The sequence below is a fragment of the Liquorilactobacillus mali KCTC 3596 = DSM 20444 genome (assembly GCF_000260415.1).
In the GTDB taxonomy this organism is placed as follows: Bacteria; Bacillota; Bacilli; order Lactobacillales; family Lactobacillaceae; genus Liquorilactobacillus; species Liquorilactobacillus mali.
Map to the genome: position 1 here is coordinate 1 of NZ_BACP01000107.1, position 249 is coordinate 249.

The 249-nt window shown below is 31.7% G+C and carries 1 protein-coding gene; it reads right to left on the reverse strand.

What is annotated here, in order from left to right:
- The coding region (locus GSM_RS13715) for an ImmA/IrrE family metallo-endopeptidase (RefSeq protein ID WP_029327466.1) at positions 1-249 on the reverse strand (249 nt) is incomplete at both ends.

Below are 249 nucleotides of genomic sequence, written 5' to 3' on the forward strand. Positions count from 1 at the left end.
TATCGGCTTCAGATTCCATTTTACGTTTAGTAGTTCTATTAATAAGGTAATAATTTTGTATTCCATTGTGTAGCACAACATGTCCTAACTCGTGAGCACACACAAAATATTTCTCATGCTTATCTTGAATTTTATTAGACAGAAGGATAATGGGGGATTTATTAAGATAGATTGTATCCCCAAGTGGGTTATCTAAATTAGCGTATTCAATTTTTATTCCCATATTATTGCAGATACAGAAAGGATTAG